Source organism: Streptomyces lycii (genome assembly GCF_009735685.1).
In the GTDB taxonomy this organism is placed as follows: domain Bacteria; phylum Actinomycetota; class Actinomycetes; order Streptomycetales; family Streptomycetaceae; genus Streptomyces; species Streptomyces lycii.
The window spans coordinates 12,602-29,968 of record NZ_WHPN01000429.1 but is presented as its reverse complement, the minus strand read 5'-3'; the positions used below and the strand labels follow the sequence as shown (position 1 = coordinate 29,968).

The 17,367-nt window shown below is 72.4% G+C and carries 16 protein-coding genes; 4 read left to right on the top strand and 12 right to left on the bottom strand.

The features are described from left to right. Positions 1-12: 12 nt before the first annotated feature. Positions 13-663 carry a hypothetical protein gene (locus GCU69_RS31780; protein WP_156207932.1) on the bottom strand — a complete coding sequence of 217 codons (651 nt, stop codon included), beginning with the start codon at positions 661-663 and terminating at the stop codon, positions 13-15. Positions 664-749: 86 nt separating this feature from the next. After that, on the bottom strand, positions 750-1,055 hold the full coding sequence (locus GCU69_RS31775; protein ID WP_170315994.1) for a hypothetical protein: 306 nt from the start codon (positions 1,053-1,055) through the stop codon (positions 750-752). Between the two features lie 287 nt (positions 1,056-1,342). On the opposite strand from GCU69_RS31775, the gene GCU69_RS31770 reads away from it, so the two are divergent. Together GCU69_RS31770 and GCU69_RS31765 are read left to right on the top strand one after the other, a co-directional pair. Then, entirely contained in the window at positions 1,343-1,996 is a 654-nt protein-coding gene (locus GCU69_RS31770; protein ID WP_156207931.1) for a hypothetical protein, read from the top strand. Continuing rightward, complete coding sequence (locus GCU69_RS31765; protein WP_156207930.1) at positions 1,984-3,006, top strand: hypothetical protein; 1,023 nt, start codon at positions 1,984-1,986, stop codon at positions 3,004-3,006. The genes GCU69_RS31770 and GCU69_RS31765 overlap by 13 nt, the downstream gene beginning before the upstream one ends. A gap of 102 nt (positions 3,007-3,108) precedes the next feature. On the opposite strand, the gene GCU69_RS31760 is transcribed toward GCU69_RS31765, so the two are convergent. The 5 genes from GCU69_RS31760 to GCU69_RS31740 all read right to left on the bottom strand — a co-directional run bounded on the left by GCU69_RS31760 (position 3,109) and on the right by GCU69_RS31740 (position 7,287). Continuing rightward, positions 3,109-3,342 carry a helix-turn-helix domain-containing protein gene (locus tag GCU69_RS31760; protein ID WP_098753350.1) on the bottom strand — a complete coding sequence of 78 codons (234 nt, stop codon included), beginning with the start codon at positions 3,340-3,342 and terminating at the stop codon, positions 3,109-3,111. After that, positions 3,342-3,839 carry a DUF2975 domain-containing protein gene (locus GCU69_RS31755; RefSeq protein WP_098753349.1) on the bottom strand — a complete coding sequence of 166 codons (498 nt, stop codon included), beginning with the start codon at positions 3,837-3,839 and terminating at the stop codon, positions 3,342-3,344. The genes GCU69_RS31760 and GCU69_RS31755 overlap by 1 nt, the downstream gene beginning before the upstream one ends. A gap of 221 nt (positions 3,840-4,060) precedes the next feature. Further along, positions 4,061-4,924, bottom strand: coding sequence for an alpha/beta fold hydrolase (locus tag GCU69_RS31750; RefSeq protein WP_156207929.1), 864 nt, complete (start codon positions 4,922-4,924; stop codon positions 4,061-4,063). Positions 4,925-5,932: 1,008 nt separating this feature from the next. Continuing rightward, complete coding sequence (locus tag GCU69_RS31745; RefSeq protein ID WP_156207928.1) at positions 5,933-6,298, bottom strand: hypothetical protein; 366 nt, start codon at positions 6,296-6,298, stop codon at positions 5,933-5,935. A 296-nt stretch (positions 6,299-6,594) separates the two neighbouring features. Continuing rightward, on the bottom strand, positions 6,595-7,287 hold the full coding sequence (locus GCU69_RS31740; RefSeq protein ID WP_098754178.1) for a metal-dependent transcriptional regulator: 693 nt from the start codon (positions 7,285-7,287) through the stop codon (positions 6,595-6,597). Positions 7,288-7,494: 207 nt separating this feature from the next. On the opposite strand from GCU69_RS31740, the gene GCU69_RS31735 reads away from it, so the two are divergent. Beyond that, on the top strand, positions 7,495-8,439 hold the full coding sequence (locus GCU69_RS31735; protein ID WP_156207927.1) for an SIS domain-containing protein: 945 nt from the start codon (positions 7,495-7,497) through the stop codon (positions 8,437-8,439). Between the two features lie 396 nt (positions 8,440-8,835). Here the strand turns inward: GCU69_RS31735 and GCU69_RS31730 are convergent, their stop codons facing one another. Both GCU69_RS31730 and pdxH read right to left on the bottom strand, forming a co-directional pair. After that, a complete protein-coding gene (locus tag GCU69_RS31730; RefSeq protein WP_156207926.1) occupies positions 8,836-10,404 on the bottom strand; it encodes a PAS domain-containing protein in 1,569 nt (522 codons plus the stop codon). 980 nt (positions 10,405-11,384) lie between these two features. Further along, a complete protein-coding gene (gene pdxH, locus GCU69_RS31725; RefSeq protein ID WP_156207958.1) occupies positions 11,385-12,023 on the bottom strand; it encodes a pyridoxamine 5'-phosphate oxidase in 639 nt (212 codons plus the stop codon). A 487-nt stretch (positions 12,024-12,510) separates the two neighbouring features. Between pdxH and GCU69_RS31720 the strand changes: the two genes are divergently transcribed. Next, entirely contained in the window at positions 12,511-13,611 is a 1,101-nt protein-coding gene (locus GCU69_RS31720) for a citrate synthase 2 (RefSeq protein ID WP_098753273.1), read from the top strand. Positions 13,612-13,904: 293 nt separating this feature from the next. Here GCU69_RS31720 and GCU69_RS31715 read toward each other — a convergent pair whose 3' ends face one another. The 3 genes from GCU69_RS31715 to GCU69_RS31705 all read right to left on the bottom strand — a co-directional run bounded on the left by GCU69_RS31715 (position 13,905) and on the right by GCU69_RS31705 (position 16,928). Further along, entirely contained in the window at positions 13,905-14,645 is a 741-nt protein-coding gene (locus tag GCU69_RS31715; protein ID WP_156207925.1) for a TetR/AcrR family transcriptional regulator, read from the bottom strand. Beyond that, the gene (locus GCU69_RS34920) at positions 14,633-15,673 is read right to left on the bottom strand and encodes an enoyl-CoA hydratase family protein (protein ID WP_156207924.1); all 1,041 of its coding nucleotides are present in this window, start codon (positions 15,671-15,673) and stop codon (positions 14,633-14,635) included. The genes GCU69_RS31715 and GCU69_RS34920 overlap by 13 nt, the downstream gene beginning before the upstream one ends. A 103-nt stretch (positions 15,674-15,776) precedes the next feature. Beyond that, a complete protein-coding gene (locus GCU69_RS31705) occupies positions 15,777-16,928 on the bottom strand; it encodes an acyl-CoA dehydrogenase family protein (protein WP_156207923.1) in 1,152 nt (383 codons plus the stop codon). Positions 16,929-17,367 lie beyond the last annotated feature (439 nt).

The following is a 17,367-nucleotide window of genomic DNA, read 5'->3' as shown; positions in this document are numbered from 1 at the left end:
GGCGAAAGACGCCTACCTTACGGGACGGTTGCCCTGCTGCGCGGACTCCTTGTGCAGCAACCGCTGATATGCCTTCTGCCGGACGAGGAGAAACCACCGGGAGGCCACCAGCAACAGCACGAGTCCGAGCGCCAGCCCGGCTCCGACCAGCAGCCCCCGGGCATCAACCTCGCCGTTCACCACCAGCATCAGGAGGATGGCGGCCGGGATACCGAGGAACCATTTCGTCAGCGGCTCCCGTCCCACCGCGGCCGCGTAGTCGACCTTGATCCGGGCGTGCAGCAGCTTCACCTCCTGCCGGGCCTCCGGGGTCGGCACCAGCCGGCCGCCCAGGGACCGCAGACCGGGCAGCCGGCCGCCGGTGAGCGCGTCGGGGTAGTCCTGGCGGACACGCCTGCTCCGCTCGCCGGCGTCCGGCAGACGGCGGAAGATGAACAGCGGAGTGTTCGACGATCCGAGGTCCGGGTCCAGTCCGGCGTAGCGGTAACCGTACTGCTCGGCGACGTAGGCGAACTTCGCGAGGCGCCACACCGACGGCGAACGGACGTCCGTCGTGTATGTCAGATCCCCCGCGGCGGCTGCCCGCATCGAAAGATCCGCCAGGTGCCGCTCGTCCTGGTCGATGTGTTGTCCCAGTTCCCCGAGCTGACGTCGCAGCCCCACAACAGCCGTCCCATGCTCAGACGGTTCCGCTCACCGGTCCCGGCGCCCGCCCACAGTGGGAAACAACGGCGCCTGCAACCGCCTGTTTACGCTTTGTCGCCCTTTTTCGCCTTCTCCAGTTCCGCGGCAAGCTTCTGGTCCAGCTTGCCGAACTCCTCCGCGGCCTTCTTCGCGAACTTCGAGACGCCCTCGGTGAGCTTGGAAAGCTGGCCGAAGCCGTAGTCCCAGGAGTCCGCGAAGTCGTCACAGGCGGACTGGAGATCGCTATGGCCGATATGCGAAGAATCCGTCCCGGCCATCTCCTTGGAGGCGCCCTTCATCCGGCCGCCGCTGGTCTCCAGCGTGCCCGCCATCTCCAGCACCTCGTCACCCGCGAACCTGAGGAAAGACACGCGGCCCCCTTCCGTGCCTCGGCCTGCAACGGCCGGCCGATCCGTCCGCTGAACGCTTTCACGGTACCGGAAGCACCCGGGTCCGGAGCCGCCCCGGCCACCGGCTCGCACGGCCAGCCCGCCCGAGCCGTTCGTGCGACTCCCCGTACATCGAAGCCTCGTCCGTGATTTGCCCGCAGCTTGTGAGGGATTGTTCTCAATACGGTCACAACACTGCCTGTTCGGAGGCCATGCGCATACGGTGATTGTCGACCTCTCAGACCCGACGGCTCCCGGGAGCAGCATCCGTGACGTACCGCCACCTGACCGCCGCGGCAGCGCTGGCCGCATGCACCGCCCTGCTCGTCACGGGCTGCGGAGGCAGCGAGGACAAGGGCAAGGACGACGACAAGATCGCCGGCGCCGAGCAGGACGACAAGAAGTCCGAGTCGCCGAGCGCGAGTGCTTCGGGGTCCGCCGAGCGGCCGGAGATCAAGCTGCCGAAGGACGTGACCTACAAGTTCACTCCCGAGCAGACCGGCGACGCGGCACAAGATGCCGCTCTGGAGGACAACAAGGAGTTCATCCGGGCCATGGACGCCGCGATCGTCGCCGGTGAACCCCGCCTGCCGGCGCTCGAGTTCTACACCGAAGGAGAAGCCGCCGCGGCAGCGCAAGAATGGGTGCAAAGCTTCATCGACGAGGGCTGGACGATCACGGGACTCGTTGAATACTACGACCGGCGCGTAAGCATCAGTTCGGGCACCAGTGCGTCAATCTCCTACTGCGCCGACGAGAGCAAGGCTTTCAACAAGGTCATCAAGACCGGAGAAGTACAGAAGACAAAACCCAGCAAGAACAGCTACATCGCTTACAACTCTGTACTCAAGAAGAACAAGGACGGGGTATGGGAAACGGTCAAGATGCATTCTCGTCGAGGCGCAGACTCATGCCAGCGTTGAACAGCGTAGTACGCGCGACCGCAGTCATCTCAGCAGTCTCGCTACTCTGCCTCAGCACATCACCCGCGTACGCCGACCGGGGAAAACCGGGCGGCAGCTTCAACACCGGAGAGACCACCGACGACGGCACACTGTCGGCAGGCGTGGGCGCGGTCGTCTACGACCACAGCAAGAATGGTTCCGGCTCGTCGGTCGGATCGCTCACGCCGCCCGCGGATTGGTCCCCACCCCCGTGCTGGTACGCCCCGAAGTACACTCCGGAACAGCTGAAGGCCGAGATGGAGCCCATTTGGGAGGCCGAGTCCACGGGCTATGAGTGGGACGCGCAGCAGCGCGACCGGTACGTGAACGGGAAGCCGTACAAGGACTTCAACGAGGAGAAATCCGGCGAGGGTTACTTCTGGGACTCCTACGTGGACGAGTCCTACCCTTCCGGGTGGGACGCGTGTGACGAGCAGCCCTTCTGGGTCGACGAGGGCGACCCGCCGCCCGCGAACATTCCCGAATCCATCACGACGGAAATGCTTGCGGAACTCGCCTACGCCGAAGTCCGTGTGCCCGGGACCGAGGTCGAGTTGTCGCCCACCCAGAACCAGAAGGTGAACCTGCCCACCTGGGCCTGGCTCGACGAGAGCACGTTCAGGCCCGTCTCCGTCACCGCGTCGATCGAGGTTCTCAACCTCTACGCCACGACGACCGCCACCCCGGTGTCGTTGAAGATCGAGCCCGGCACCAAGGACGCCGAGCTGCACCCCGGCTCCGGTGAGTGCACGATCAACGAGGACGGCAGCATCGGCACCCCGTACACCAAGGGCGCCGAGGAGAAGACCCCACCGTGCGGCCTGACCTACCTCCGTTCCTCCCGTGACGGAACCTTCCCGCTCCGGGCGACCGTCACCTGGGAGGTCGAGTGGACCGGCTCCGGAGGCACCGGGGGCGACCTGCCCGACGGCACCTTCGGTACCACCCAGGAGGTCACCGTGCAGGAAGTCCAGGCGATCAACCGCTGACGCCGCCCGCGTCACGGACGGTCAGAGTTCCACTTGTACGCCGGGCGCCCCCGCCGGGGCGCCCGGCCGGAAGAAGCTCGTGGCGGCCCGTCCCGTCACGGGTCACTCGCCCCCGGTGCCCTCCACGGAACCCCCGGCCTCCCAGCGCAGCAGATCTCCCGGCTGGCATTCCAGCACCTCGCAGAGCGCCGCCAGTGTCGCGAAGCGCACCGCCTTGGCCCGGCCGTTCTTGAGGACCGCCAGGTTGGCGGGAGTGATGCCCACCCGTTCCGCGAGTTCGCCCACGGACATCTTCCGCTTGGCCAGCATCACGTCGATGTCGACGGCGATCGGCATCAGATGACCTCTTCCAGCTCGGCCCGCATCCGCGCCGCCTCGACGTCGCGCGCCACGGCCTGGGCGAGCAGCATCCGCAGGACGAGGACGATCAGCGCGACGCCCAGGACCGCCACCACCGCTCCGCAGATCAGCAGGACGACGCCCGGGGCGACGGCCTCACCCGGAGCGAGAACGACCGCGAGCGCGAACAGCAGGGCGGCGGCCGCCGCGATGGCGCCGATCACCACATGCACGTACCGGAAGGCCGCGTGGGAGAACACGGTGCCGCGCCGCACCATCGTCACCAGCCGCCAGACGCAGACCAGGACGACCTGGGCCGCGACAAAGCCCAGGAGCACGATCAGGACGACCGGGGTGCGCACATGGGCGAGGTCCCCGTCGCCCTCGTTCAAGTCGGCGGCCAGCAGCGGCACCATGACCGCCTGCACGAACACCGAGCCGGCGAGCAGCACCACGAGCACCGCGCGCAGCGCAAGCACTGTCAGTTTTCCCATCGCCCCTCCTCATATCGAGTCACGATGGGAATCTATCGTTATTCGATAGGTTCGGGCAAGGTGCCGACACAGGCACCGAGAGTCCGGGCCGTCATGGGCTCAGCGAACGGGGAGCGCGCCTCCGTCGCCCCGAGCCGGCCCGTCCACCGCTTCGACTCGGCCCGTCCGCCGCCCCGAGCCGGCCCGTCCGCCGCCCCGAGCCGGTCCGTCCACCGCTCCAGTCAGTCCGGCAAGGTCTTGTCGAGGAACGCCCCCACCGCCGCGCGCCAGGATTCCGGCTGGTCGTGGTGCGCCAGATGCCCGGCATCGGGGATCTCCGCATACTCGCCGCGGGGCAGCACCCGCACCATCTCCTGAGCCTCGGCCCGCCCCAGCTCCCCGTCCACGCCGCGGAGCACCAGGGTCGGGCACCGCACCTGCGCCAACTCCTCCCAGTGCGCGTCGTGCACCCAGGTCTCGCGCGCCATCAGCATCTGGCGGCGGGAGAACACCGGGCGCCAGCCGTCGGGCCGTTCGGCCATCACCTCGGCGAAGAACTCGCCCCGGCTCGGCGCCGGGCGTTCGAGCCCGGGATCGTCCTCGCCGAACCACTTGCGCACGTCCGCGAGCGTGGCGAACGGCACCGGCCACGACTCGAACCACTCCTCCCACTCCCGCTGCGACCGCCCCCCGAGCGCGGAGGCCCGCATGTCACAGATGACCAGGGCACGCACCAGATCGGGGCGCCGGGCTGCGAGCTGCCACGCCGTCAGGGCTCCCATGGAGTGGCCGATCAACACGGCGGGGGCCAGACCCAGTTGCTCGATCGCCGCCTCGGCGTCGCCGACGAAGGCCTCACGGCTGTACGGCCCCTCGGCCGGCTTGTCGCTGCGGCCGTGGCCCCGCTGGTCGAGCCCGAAGGCGCGATGGCGGGCGGCGAGCCAGCGGGCGGTGTCCGCCCAGTGCGCGGCACGCCCCATCAGGCCGTGCAGTAACAGCACGCCCGGGGCCTGCTCGCCCTCCTTCCCGCCCTTCGGCGGTTCGGCGAACTCCCAGGCCGCGAGCCGCACTCCGTCCGTCCCGCTCACGTCGATACGCCGCACCATGTGATCTGGCACCCCCATTCGTTCCGGTTGCCGCTTCGGTGTGCCACGGACACGTTATCGAACTTGTATTCGAACATGCGGGTTCGAGTCGCGATTGCCGTGCAACAACGCCCGTGTGGGTGACGCCGGGGGCCGGAGCCGTCCCGGTTGGACCGGCTGTCCGGGCTGTTCGCGCCGCACCGGCTGCTTCGGGTGCGGCGGGCGCGATCGGCATCTGACCTGTCCGGCTTGCTCGTTCGGGCCGTTCGGCCCGCACCGGCGGCTCCGCCCACACCGGCTGATCGGCCCGCGTCAGCTGTTCCGCCCGCGTCAGCTGTTCCGTTTACGCCGACTGTTCCGTCCGCACCGGCTGCTCCGTTTACGCCGACTGTTCCGTCCGCACCGGCTGCTCCGTTTACGCCGACTGGTCCGTCCGCACCGGCTGCTCCGTTTACGCCGACTGTTCGGTCCGCGCCGCCCGCTCGGTTCATTCGGGCCGTCCGGTCGGTACAGCTCGTTCGGCTAGTTCGAGCGGTCCGGTCCGTTCGCGTCGCTCGAACCGTCCGGTTCCTTCCGGCTGTGCCGCCCGTTCGGTGCGTCTGAGCCGCCCGGTCCGGTTCGGTCCCCCGGTCCGTTCCGGGCGTACGGTCCGTCGCGGTCGCTTCGGTGGGCCGGGCGCGACGCCGGCGACCGCGCTGTGTCGTTTCTGCTGAGGTCCGGCGCGCCACCGACGCCGTTCCGGTTCGTCGCGCGCGTGTCCCGGTTCGGCGTCGCGCCGTCAGGACTCGGCACCGGGCACGGTGCGGTGCCTCGTGGCCCATCGCAAGCCCCCTCCCCGGTACGGCGAAAGCCCCCTCCTGCCGTACCTCCGCAACAGCGTCGCATATGCCGGGCCGTTGTGCCCCGGGGCGGGCACCGGGTGGGCCGGAAGGCGCCACCGCGTGCCCTCCCGTACCCCGTACGCGTACCCGTGCCCCGTACACGGGATGCGCCGCACGGCCGGTGGGCCGGGGCGGGTGGCCCGGTCCCTCAGGAGGCCAGGTAGTACACCGCCAGCCCCATGAACGCCACCAGGGCGGCGCTCGACTGGAGGGTCCACGGCCCGGAGGTCTCCCCGTACGACGTCTTCGGGTCCTTCAACGCCTCACGCAGCGCCTCCCGGTGGCCCAGCACCCCGGCCGGCACGGCCAGGACGAACGCGCAGTACATCGGCAGCGCCGCCGTGACGGCTCCGTACTTCACGCCGTAGAGCATCACCGGGACGAAGATCGCCACCGGTCCCGTCGCGACGCCGCGTCTGTACGCCCTCGTGGGCATGGCCGGGCACATCACGACGAGCCAGATCGCCGTACACACGGCCGCGAAGAGCCACCACACCGGAGAATCGTGCGCCACCTCGGCGCCCCCCATGCGAAGTCGGGGCGACGGGGCCCGCCCCGCCACCTCTCTGCCGGTCCCGCGCTGACGCGGTCCCCCCGCCCGCCGCGCCCCCCGGGACGCTGCGGGCGCCCGCAAGCAGTCTTCGCCATCCACCGGCCGGTTTCACTGCCACGTTCCGGCAACGAATCGGCCGGATTCGGTGCGGTCCTCTCCTCAGTCGTCCGTCCCCGGCCCCGCGGCTCGCCCGGGCCGAACAGCTCGCCCGGGCCCAGGGGCTCGCCCGGGCCGGGGGGTCGCCCCGGCCGAGAGGGTCAGCTCTTGGCGACGAAGACGTGCGACGCGATCTCCGAGTCCAGCTCGGCCGCCTCGCCGCCGCTGCCGATCAGCACGCCGCCCGCGCCGTCCGTCACGCTCACCACGGCGCCCGGCTGCACCCCGGCCCGCCGCAGCGTGTACATCAGCTGCGCGTCGGTCTGGATCGGCTCGCCGATCCGGCGCACCACGACCGTCTGCGCGTCGGCGCCCGGCTTCAGGTCCGCCAGGCTCACCATGCCCGGGTCCAGGAACGGGTCCGAGACGGTCGTCTCGCCCAGCTCCTCCAGGCCGGGGATCGGATTGCCGTACGGCGACTCCGTCGGATGCCGCAGCAGCTCCAGGACGCGGCGCTCGACCGCCTCGCTCATGACGTGCTCCCAGCGGCACGCCTCCGCGTGCACCTGCTCCCACTCCAGGCCGATCACGTCGACCAGCAGACATTCGGCGAGCCGGTGCTTGCGCATCACGCGCGTCGCCAGCCGGCGGCCTTCCTCGGTCAGCTCCAGATGGCGGTCCCCTGCCACGGTGACCAGCCCGTCCCGCTCCATCCGCGCCACTGTCTGGCTGACGGTGGGGCCGCTCTGGTCGAGCCGCTCGGCGATCCGGGCACGCATCGGGACCACACCTTCCTCCTCCAGCTCGAGGATGGTGCGGAGATACATCTCCGTTGTGTCGATGAGTCCGGACATGCGTGCCCCTCGATGAGTCGTGCGGTGGCCCTGGCCTCAATTCTGACGCATCCCGCCGACAACCGGGTCCCCGCGCGCAAGGTGGTCTTGACACGGCACTGGTCCAGACCGCACCGTGATCGCCGCGGAAACCGCCGGAAGGCACCGGAACCGGACTTCTCCCCGGGCCCGGACCGCCCGTCGTCCCCCACCGAAAGGCTCCTCGGCATGAGCGGCAGCGAGAACGGAACGGGCACCGTCAGCGGCGCCGGGAGTGGCCCCCGCGGTGTCCCGGAGGCCGGGAGCGCAGGCGGGAGTGCGGCCCGGAACACCGGCGGGAGCACGACGGGGAGCGCAGCGGGGAATGAAGCCGGGGGCGGCTTCGGCGGCGGCACCGGGAGTCCGGGCACGGGGAGCCCGGGCACGGGGAAGCTCTCCGGGCAGTTCTTCGACGCCGCCCTCGATCTCCTGCGGCGCGTCCGCGACGAGGAGGACGGCAACATCCACCGCGCCGCCGGCCTGATCGCCGACACCGTCGCCGCCGGGGGCCGCCTGTTCACCTTCGGCGCCGGGCACTCCTCCCTGCCCGCGCAGGACGTCGTCTACCGCGCGGGCGGGCTCGCGCTGATGAACCTGCTGCCCGTTCCCGGGGCCGTCGGGGTCGATGTCGTCCCGGCCACGCTCGGCAGCGCGCTGGAACGGGTCGAGGGGCTGGCGAGCGCCGTTCTGGACACCGGTCCGGTGCGGGCCGGGGACCTGCTGGTCGTCATTTCGCTGTCCGGGCGCAACACCCTGCCCGTCGAGATGGCCCGGCACGCGAAGGAACTCGGGCTCACCGTGGTCGGTGTCACCTCCGTGGCGTACGCGGAGGGCACCGCTCCGCGGAATCCCTGGGGGACCTTCCTCAAGGACCACTGCGACGTCGTCCTGGACAGCAAGATCGCCGTCGGGGACGCGGAACTCGCCGCCGACGGCATCGACGCGCCCTTCGCGCCCGCCTCCACCGTCGTCACCAGCGCCCTCATGCAGGCCGTCGTCGCCACCGCCGCGGGCGAACTCGCCGCCCGCGGCATCACCCCGCCGATGCTCCGCTCGGGCAACGTGGACGGCGGCCACGCATGGAACGCGCAGGTCATGAGCGACTACGGGGACCGGATCTTCTACCGGCGGTGAGCCCGCGCCCGCCGCCCGCCCGCGCACCACCCGCCCGCACCATCCGCCGAAAGGTTCGGCGGGCTCGACGGGGGCTCGACGGGGGCTCGACGGGCCCAACGGTGTCGGACGCGCCCAACGGGCTCGAGGGGCCAAGCGGTGTCGATCGGTTTCCCGAGCGGTGCCGCACGACACCGCTCGGAGGCGCGGTCGGGGCCACGCCGCCGACCCGGGGCCGGTCGGGGCCACGTGGCCGACCCGGGGCCGGTCGGGGCCACGCCGTCTCGGCCTCCGGCCGCCTGCCGACAGCCTCCGGCCGTGTGCCGTCGCGCGGGTGCCGTCGCGCGGGTGCCGTGTCATGTGCCGCCGTGTGCCGTCACGCCTGTGCCTGTGAAGTGTGCCGTGTGCCGTGTGCCGTCAGGCTCCCGCGGCGTCCGCCAGGTCCAGCGCCGCGGCCGTACGGATCGCGACGTCCTCCGCGTACACCGCGTCCTGCCGTTCGAACGCCCGTCTGCTCGCCGCCCGCAGGAACGTCAGCACGCCCAGCGAGCGGCCCCGGCTCCGCAGCGGCACGCACAGGGCGTGCACGGCGTCGTCCGGCCACCGGCGGGCCCGTGCCCAGCCCTCCCCGGCCGCGCCGCCCGCCGAGGCGCGCACCGCGCAGGTGCGGTCCAGCGCCTGCAACGCCGGGTGCCCGTCGGCGTACGGCACGGGCATGCCGCCCGGCCGGACCGCCGAGCAGGGCCCGCCGGAGTCGGCCGGTGTCGCCGCGGCCCGGACCAGCCTGCCCCGCCCCGGTTCACCGGCGCGGCCCGGGCGGGTCCCGAGAGCGCCGCCCGCCGGGTCGTCGTACGGGGTGTCGGCCGCCGCGTCCCCGGGGCCCGTGCGATCCGGCCGGGCGGGCGGCAGCAGGTCCAGCAGTACGTGGTCCGCGAAGCCCGCCATGGCGAAGTCCAGGTGGGCCTTCGCCGCCTCCCTCGGGTCCTCGCACTCGGCCGCCGCGAGCCCAGCCCGGTGCAGTTGGTTGCCCCGGAAGCGCAGCAGCGAACTCTCCTGCTCCAGCCGCTTGGCCTCCGTCACGTCCTGGAAGAACCAGCCGACACCCAGCGGAACGGGCTCCTCCGCCAGCGGTGACGCCAGCCGTACGAATCCACAGCGCCAGCAGCGGCGACCGCCGCCGCCCTCTTCCGGGCCGGTGCCGTCCGGGCCGGGTCCGGCGGCTCCCGGTCTGCCGCCGGGTCTCGCCCCGCCGTCGTCCCCGGGTCTGCCCCGGGCGCCTTCCGGGCCGCGTTGCCGGGCACTGTCCGAAGCGGGGCGTACGGTCACCCATATCTCGTTGGGCGCGGGCGGCGTGCCCTCGGCCAGCACGTGCTGGAGCGCGCTCTCCAGCTCCTCCACGCCGTCCGACAGCAACTCGCCCAGCGGCCGGCCCAGCAGCGCCGGGCGGGCCGTGCCGAAGGCCCGTAGGGCGTGCTTGTTCACGACCGCGGGCCGCAGGTCGGCGTCCACCAGCACCACGCCCCAGCCCGCGTCCTCGAACAGCGCCTCGCTCAGCGCGATCGAACGCTCCAGGTCGATCTGGGCGTGCGCCTCGCTGAACGCGCAGTAGACCCCGGCGGGCTCTCCGTCCGCGCTCTGCACGGCGGCGGACTGGGTGCGGACGAGCACCCGGCCACCGTCCTTCGTCAGCAGCGCGAACTCGTGGACCTGGCGTCCCGGGGCCTTCATCGCGTCCAGCAGCCGCTGTTCGATCTCCTCGGCGTCGGCGGTGCGCACCGCCCAGCCCGCGAAACCCCGGCGGCCGACCGCCTCCTCCGCCGACCAGCCGAGGACCCGCTCGGCCTCGCGGTTCCAGTGGGTGACGACCCCGTCCGCGTCGAAGGCGCAGAGCGCGGCGTCCATGCCGTCCAGCAGCGCGGCGAGGAGGTCGGAGTCCTCCGACTCGGGCGGCGGGCCGGTCGCCGGGTCCTGCGGTCCGCCGGGCACGAAGCCGCCACCGGAACCGCCACCCGAACCGCCCGGGCCACTGCCGGAGCCGGAGGTTCCGGACGGGCCGCCGGGGCCGGTACGCGCGGGATCACCCGCGCCGGTTCCGCCTCCCGGGCCGGAGCCGGTGGAACGCGCGGAACGGATGGGACCTGAGCCGGAAGGCCGAGAAGCACTCACCTGGCACCCCCATACGGGACGTGACGTCATGCGCCGCACACGGGATCATTCAACTCGAACGTGACCTGGCGCACACCGTCTTCGCCGAAATCCGTGCCTCCGCCTACGGCCGGGGAGCACCGCCCGCGGGGCCCGCACGGCACCGGGGACGGCACCGGGGACGGCACCGGAACGGTCACCCGCGAAAAGGGGTTGAGCCCGCGGCGCGGCGTGCCTAATGTCTGAGGCACACGAGAAGGGAGGTGGTTCGGCAGATGTATGACAACCGGACGCGTGAGGTGACTGCGGGCTAGCAGTCCGTCGTCGCGCTCTGCGCATCGCCGGATGCGTACGCTCCCCGAGGGGGCGTGCAGCCGGCCAATCCCAAGCAGTCACCCGACCCGCGAGCTGCCGGTACGTCCGACCGGCCCCCCTGCTTCTTCCGACGCCGGGGGTGTGGCTCGCGGGTCGTCTGCGTTCCCGGGCCCGGTTCCTGCCCGGTTCCTGCCCGGTTCCCGGTCCTCCCGGTTCCTGCCCTCCGGCCCAGCGGCTCCGGCCCGCTGCTCGCCGGCCCTCACCCGCGTCCCGGCCGGTTCCCGCGCGGCCCGTTCCTTGTCCGGTTGCCCCGCGACGGCACCCGCCCGCGCTCCTCACCGGCTCCCAACGGCTTCCACGGGTTCCACCGGCTCTCGCACGGGTTTCCCGTCGGCTCTCACCCCTCCAGCCCGCTTCCTCGTCCGGTTCCCGGCCCGCCGCCCGCCCGGCCGTGCGGCGCCGGGTGTGCCCGTAGCGCCCGGGGACGGGCTCGCGCCGTCCGCGCGCTACGGGCACAGGCGTTGCAGCGTCCACGCCTCCTTCGCGCCGGGTTCCGGCGAGCGGACGTAACGGAGGCGGTCGTGCAGCCGGTTCTCCCGGCCCTGCCAGAACTCGACGGTCTCCGGGACCACCAGGAAACCGCCCCAGCCCGGCGGCACCGGCACCTGCTCGCCCGGCGGATAGCGGTCGGCCAGTTCCGCGTACCAGCGGTCCAGCTCCTCGCGCGAGGCGACCGGCTCCGACTGGCGGCTGGCCCACGCGCCCAGCTGCGAGCCGTGCGGGCGGGTGCGGAAGTACGCGGCCGTCTCGTCCCGGCCCACCCGTTCGGCCCGGCCGCCGACCAGCACCTGGCGGGCGATCGGATGCCACGGAAAGAGCAGCGAGACGTACGGGTTCGCGGCGATCTCCCGGCCCTTGCGGGAGCCGTAGTTCGTGTAGAAGACGAAGCCGCGCTCGTCGAAGCCCTTCAGCAGCACCGTCCGCGAGCTGGGCCGGCCCTCGGCGTCGGCCGTCGAGACGACCACGGCGTTCGGTTCGTAGAGGCCGCTCTCGGCCGTCTGCCGGAACCAGCGGGCGAACTGCTCCATCGGCTCGGCCGCGAGGTCGGCCGCGGACAGGCCCTCGGACCGGTAGTGCTCGCGCATGGCAGCGGGGTCGTATACGGCTTCGGCCGGCTGCTCGGGATCCACTTCTGGCACGGGACTCATCTTGCAGCATCATCCGAAGAGCCGAACGAGCTGCTGGATTTTGCCCAGGCCGCCCGGCGCGTAACCCTCTCCCGGGAAGATCGCGGAGTGTGCCGCTTCTCACGCTTCCCCGCACCGGTCGGACCGGCCAAAATCTTGGGCCGGGCCACTGTGGACTCCGGACACCGGGATATATCGTCCGGGCTAGTGCGCAGTGCACCGCAGGACCTCCGCACCACCCCCGCAGCACCCGAAGACCCGTAGGCGACCGCCGTGACGCCGATCGCGTGAGTGCGTGACCACGCCCGCGCGGGGCACCACGGGAACAGCCGATACGGAGCGCGAGCCCCGGCCGCGCATCCGTGAGCGGCGCGCCCCCACACACCGCAGACTTCGGCACGCAGGCCACGAACCCTGTGCCGACCACATGACGAGGAGCCGCCTGATGTCCGACTTCGTACCCGGACTCGAAGGAGTCGTCGCGTTCGAGACGGAGATCGCCGAACCCGACAAGGAGGGTGGCGCCCTCCGCTACCGCGGTGTCGACATCGAGGACCTCGTCGGGCACGTGTCGTTCGGCAATGTCTGGGGGCTGCTGGTCGACGGCGCGTTCAACCCCGGGCTGCCGCCCGCCGAGCCGTTCCCCATCCCCGTCCACTCCGGTGACATCCGCGTCGACGTGCAGTCCGCGCTGGCCATGCTCGCCCCGGTGTGGGGCCTGAAACCGCTCCTCGACATCGACGAGGACGAGGCCCGGGACAATCTGGCGCGGGCCGCCGTCATGGCGCTCTCCTACGTCGCCCAGTCGGCGCGCGGGCAGGGGCTGCCGATGGTCCCGCAGAGCGAGATCGACAAGGCGGAGACCGTGGTGGAGCGCTTCATGCGGCGCTGGCGCGGCGAGCCCGACCCCAAGCACGTCAAGGCCGTCGACGCCTACTGGACCTCGGCCGCCGAGCACGGCATGAACGCCTCCACCTTCACCGCCCGGGTCATCGCCTCCACCGGCGCCGACGTGGCCGCCGCCCTGTCCGGGGCCGTCGGCGCCATGTCCGGCCCGCTGCACGGCGGCGCCCCGTCGCGGGTGCTCGGCATGATCGAGGAGATCGAACGCACCGGCGACGCCACGGCGTACGTCAAGCAGGCCCTCGACAACGGCGAGCGCCTGATGGGATTCGGTCACCGCGTGTACCGCGCCGAGGACCCGCGGGCGCGGGTGCTGCGGCGGACCGCGAAGGAGCTGGCCGCGCCGCGCTTCGAGGTCGCCGAGGCGCTGGAGAAGGCCGCGCTGGAGGAGCTGCACAACCGGCGGCCGGACCGGGTGCTCGCGACGAACGTCGAGTTCTGGGCGGCCATCGTGCTGGACTTCGCGGAGGTGCCGGCGCACATGTTCACCTCGATGTTCACCTGCGCGCGTACGGCGGGGTGGTCCGCGCACATCCTCGAGCAGAAGCGCACGGGGCGGCTGGTCCGCCCGTCGGCCCGCTATGTGGGGCCGGGCTCGCGGGACCCGCGGGAGATCTCCGGGTACGGGGACATCTCGGGCTGACCGGATACGGGCGGGGCGCGGAGCGTGGGGTTCCGGGGGCGGCTACGGGGCCGTCCTTGGGGCCGTCCCCCGGGCTGTCCTTGGGGCCGTCCCCCGGGGCCCTTGTCCGGGGCTGTCCTTGGGCCCGGCTACGGGACCGTCCCGGGGTCCGGGCTACGGGACCGTCCCGGGGCCCGGTCGGGGGGTCGGCCGTGGGGTCCGGTCCGTGGGGTCCGGTCCGTGGGGTCCGGTCCGTGGGGCGGCCCGGGAGGTTCGGGCCGTGGGGTCCGGGCCGCCGCGCCGCCTCGTCGTGTTCACCGGAGTGCCGCGTCCAGGATTCCGGCCCACCGGGCGACCACCCGTTCCCTGCGGGCGCTGTCGTCCGTGAGCAGCGTCGCCAGGCCCAGGCCGCGGGCCATGTCGAGCAGTCCCTGGATCGTCTCCCGTACCCCCGGCACCGTTTCGTCCGCGCCCAGCAGCTCCACCGCCATCCGGTGGCTCTCCCGGCCCACGCGGGCCTCCAGGGCCGTCACCCGGCTCCGAAGCGGCTCCTCGTTCGAGGCCGCCACCCACAGTTGGAGTGCCGCCCGGAACAGCGGTCCCGTGTAGAGGCCGACGATCTCCTCCACCACGGCCCGGGTGCGGTCCTCCCCAGCCGCTGCCCGACCCGGCGCGTGGTCCGGGCCGGCCGGCACCGCGCGAAGGGCCGCCGAGCGCTGCTCCGCCACGTGTTCGACCGCCGCCGTGAACAGGTCCTCGCGGGTCGGGAAGTGGTGCTGGGCCGCGCCCCGCGACACCCCGGCCCGCTCGGCGACCACGGAGACCGTGCTGCCGCTCCAACCGTGCTCGGCCAGACACGCGACGGCCGCCTCCAGCAGGCGGCGGCGGGTGGCCCGGCTGCGGTCCTGCTTGGGGTTCCGATCGGGGGTGGGGGTCCGATCGGGGGTGGGGGTCCGGTCCTGCTTGGGGGTCCGGTCGGGGTCGGGGGTGCGGTCCGGGGTGGAGGTCCGGTCCGGGGTGGAGGTCCGGTCGGCGCCCGGGGTCAGCGTGCCCATGACGGGTCCCGGCGTTCGAGGAAGGCCGTCATGCCCTCGCGGGCCTCGGACGAGGCGAAGAGACGTGCCGACTGCTCGGCGGCCGCCCGCGTGTCACGGTCGAAGGCACGCAGCGTCTCCGCCGTGAGCAGCCGCTTGGACTCCGCCAGTCCCTGCGGTGACGCCTTGCGCAGCCCCGCGAGGATCGGCACCAGCGCCGCGTCCACGTCGTCCGCCGCCGCCGTCACCAGTCCCGTACGGGCCGCTTCCGCCGCGTCGAAGCGTTCCCCCGTCAGATAATGTCGGGCCGCCGCGCGCGGGTCCATGCGCGGCAGCAGCGGAAGCGAGATCACGGCCGGTGCCAGTCCGAGCCGTGCCTCGGTGAACGCGAAACTCGCCTCCGGGCCCGCCACCGCGATGTCGCACGCGCCCACCAGTCCGAGGCCACCCGCCCGGACGTGGCCGGTGATCCGGGCCACGACCGGTTTCGGGAGTTCCACGACCGTCCGCAGCAGAGCGGCGAGGGCCCGCGGAGCGGAGGTGCCGTGCCGGTCACCCGATCCGTCCCGGTCGTCCGAGCCGTCCCGCTCGTTCAACCCGCCCCGGTCGTCCGAGCCGTCCCGCTCGTTCAACCCGTGCCGGTCACCCGATCCGTCCCGGTCGTCGGAGCCGTCCCGGTCGTTCAACCCGCCCCGGTCACCCGAGCCGTCCCGCTCGTTCGAACCGCCTCTGCCGCCCGAGCCGTCCCGCTCGTTCGGAGCGCCCCCGTCATCCGAGAGGTCCCGTTCGCCGTCCTCCCGGGCGCCGGTTATCTCCGTCAGGTCCGCCCCCGCGCAGAAGGTGCCGCCCGTGTGCGTGAGCAGCACCGCACGGGTCGCCGCATCGTCGGCCGCCTCCGCGAGCGCCGCGGACAACTCGCCGACCAGACGGGTCGAGAGCGCGTTGCGGTTGTGCGGCGAGTCCAGGGTCAGTGTCGTGATGCCGTGCTCCGCCGACCGGCGCACGAGGGGCGCGGTGGCGGGAGGCACGGGGGGTTGGCCTCGGGTCATGGGCGGGTGGAACTCCTTCCCGGGCGGTCTGCGCTCCGGTCTGCTCGGCTGCCGTGCGACGCCGGTCCGGCTCTCCGTTCCCGGCGCCGTGGCGGCCGTCCGGTCAGTACGACTTGGGCAGTCCGAGCGTCTGGTGGGACACGTAGTTGAGGATCATCTCGCGGCTCACCGGCGCGATCCGGGCGACCCTGCTGGCGGTGATCAGCTGGGCCAGACCGTACTCCTTCGTGAGACCGTTGCCGCCGAGCGTGTGCACCGCCTGGTCGACGGCCCGCGCGTTGGCCTCGGCCGCCGCGTACTTCGCCATGTTCGCCGCCTCCCCGGCTCCGGTGTCGTCGCCCTCGTCGTGGAGCCGGGCCGCCTTCTGCGTCATGAGGCGGGCCAGTTCCAGCTCGATGTGCGCCTGCGCGAGCGGGTGGGCGATCGCCTGGTGCGCGCCGATCGGTTCCTTCCAGACCGTACGGGTACGGGCGTAGTCGACCGCCTTCGCGAGCGCGTGCCGGCCCATGCCGAGCGCGAAGGCCGCGGACATGATCCGTTCCGGGTTGAGGCCGGCGAAGAGCTGGAGCAGGCCCGCGTTCTCGTCCCCGACCAGGGCCCCCGCCGGAAGCCGGATGTCGTCGAAGCTCAGCTCGAACTGCTTCTCGGCGGCGTTGAGTTCCATCTCGATCGGCCGGTACTCGAAGCCCGGGGTGTCCCGCTCCACGATGAACAGGCACGGCTTCAGCTTGCCGGTGCGGGCGTCCTCCGTACGGCCGACGATCAGCGTCGCGTCGGAGACGTCCACGCCCGAGATGAACACCTTGCGCCCGGTCAGCAGCCAGTCGCCGCTGCCGTCGGGGGCGCGGCGGGCGGTGGTCGTGATGCGGTGCGAGTTGGAACCCGCGCCGGGCTCGGTGATGCCGAACGTCATGATGCGGGAGCCGTCGGCGAGTCCGGGCAGCCACTGCCGCTTCTGTTCGTCGGTGCCGAAGCGGGCGATGACGGTGCCGGTGATGGACGGCGAGACGACGAGCAGCAGCAGCGGGCAGCCGGCGGCGCCGAGTTCCTCCAGAACGATCGCGAGTTCGGCGATGCCGCCGCCTCCGCCGCCGTACTCCTCGGGGACGCTGACGCCGAGGTAACCGAGCTTGCCGGCCTCCCGCCAGAGGGCGTCGGTGGCTTCGGGGGTGAAGAAGGTGCCGCGGTGGCGGGCCCCGAGGGCGGCCACGGCGGTGCGCAGGGCGCGGTGCTCGTCGGTTTCCAGACTGGTCACGGGGCCTCCGGGGTGGGTGCGGGTTTTGTTGGTACGGGGCGCTGGTGTGGGCTGCTGGGTGTGGGCTGCTGGGTGTGGAGGGCTGGGTGTGGAGGGCTGGGTGTGGGCGCGCGGTGCGGGTGGTGCGGTGCGGGGTGGTCTGTACGGGAGGCGCGGTTGCGGAGTGGTGCCGTTGCCGGGTGGCGCGGTGCGGGGTGACGTGGTGCGGGGTGACGTGGGGTGGGTCGGTGTGGTGTGGGTCGGTGTGGTGTGGTGCGGGTCGGTGTGGTGCGGGTGGTGCCGTTGCCGGGCACCGGGGTCGTGGTCCGGGGCCGGGGTCGGTGGCGGTGTAGCGGGGCACCGGGGTCGTGGTCCGGGGCCGGAATCGGTGGCGGTGTCGCGGGGCACCGGGGTCGTGGTCCGGGGCCGGGGCCTCCGGAGGGGGGTCCTCCACCGCATA